This is a genomic window from Streptomyces sp. NPDC089915 (assembly GCF_040684675.1).
GTDB lineage: Bacteria > Actinomycetota > Actinomycetes > Streptomycetales > Streptomycetaceae > Streptomyces.
Map to the genome: position 1 here is coordinate 1 of NZ_JBFBGN010000357.1, position 1,555 is coordinate 1,555.

1 protein-coding gene is annotated in these 1,555 nt (G+C 79.0%); it reads right to left on the bottom strand.

Annotation, left to right across the window (positions count from 1 at the left end; all coding sequences use genetic code 11):
* On the bottom strand, positions 1–1,220 hold a 1,220-nt coding region (locus tag AB0O29_RS35775; protein WP_365160575.1), incomplete at its 3' end, for a trypsin-like peptidase domain-containing protein.
* Between the last annotated feature and the right edge of the window lie 335 nt (positions 1,221–1,555).

Here is a 1,555-nt window from a genome sequence, read left to right on the forward strand (position 1 = left end):
CCCACGCCCCCCGCCCACCCCCCCGCCCACGCCCCCGACTCCCCCCCGGCCGCGGACCCCGCCAAGCCCCCCGGCACCGCCCCGGGCAAGGCCCTATAGGCGCCCTCCGCCACGCCCCCGGACGACGCCCCGGGCACGGCTCCAGGCAAGCCTCCGGCTGATGCCCCCGCCCCCACCCCCGCCGAGGCCCCGCAAGCGCCCCCCGCCACGCCCCCCGGCGGCGCGGAGTACGTCGCTCCCGCCCCCACGGCGCGGGCCGCCTCCGTCAGTGCGCGGTGTACGGCGTCGGCCAGGGAGGTGTCGGCCGCGCGTAGGTCGGCGCCGCGTAGCCAGAGGGTGGGGGCGGGGGGGGGGCCGCGGGCGCGGTCGGCGGTCAGGGTGGCGAGGGCGGTGGTGCGGCCGGTGCCGGGGTCGCCGATGAGGCCGAGGACGAGGTCCTGCCCGGCGGTGAAGGCGGCCAGTGCGGCGGCGAGGGCGGGGCGGGCCACGGGTTCCGTCACGCCGGCACCGCTCGGGGGCGCGGCCAGGGTGGTCGCGGTCAGTCGCAGGGCGCCCGCCAGGTTGAGGTCGGGGCCGTATCCCGGGACGGTGGCGCCGTTGCGCTCCAGCAGCGCCGCGAGGGGGCCGCCGGGTGCGGTGGCGGCGGCCGCGCGCAGGGGGACGGCGAAGCCGCCGGAGCACCGCTCCGCCGTGAGAGCGGTGCCCAGTACCGCGAGCACCGCTCCGGTCTCCGCGTCGAGGACCGGGCCACCGCAGGCCGCCCCGCCGAGCCTCAGGGCGTCCCGGCCGTCCGTGCCGATCGCCAGCTCCACGGTGGCGGGCAGCACCCGCCGCAGGCCGGCCGCGGTGTAACCGGCCTCCGCGCCCGCCCCGAGCACCCGCGCCTGGCGCCAGCCCCGCGCGGGGAGGCGTACGTACGTTCCCGGAGCGATGGTCCCGCGCGCGGCCACCGGCAGCGGCCGCGTCCCGAGCCCGTCGCTCGGCACCAGGGCGAGCCCCAGCTCCGGCAGGGCGGTCACCTCGGCGGCCTCGGCCCGCCAGGTGCGCCCCCCGGAACCGTGCAGCACGACCCACTCCAGGCCATCGACGGCCTCGTGGCTGGTGAGCACCGTCCCGCGGTCGTCGGCCACGAAGCCGCTGCCGCGCATGCCCCCGGCCGGATCGCGGATCGTCACCAGTTCCGCGAACGCCATGCGCTCCCCGGACTCAGCGGACTCCACGGACTCCATGGCCTCCCCGGACTCCGCCGGGCGCGCCGCTCCCCAGGGCGCCTCCCCGGCACCCCTCGCACCACCTGTGACCTCGTCCGTCAACGCCGCACCACTCTCCCGCCACGGGCCCCGTGCTCATGACGGTAGGCAAGTGAAGATCGGGACGAAAAGCGTGCGGAACGAAAGCGCCCCCCTACGCTCCCTCCGTTCACTCCGAGCGCCTGCTCGGTCGAGTGAACTACGGGCTCCGGGTGGATAAAGACCTACCCGAGGGGGGTCGTGGGGGGGGGGGGGGGGGGGCGAGGCGGGGGCCCCCCACCACGAGCGCCGCCGCCGCGACCGCA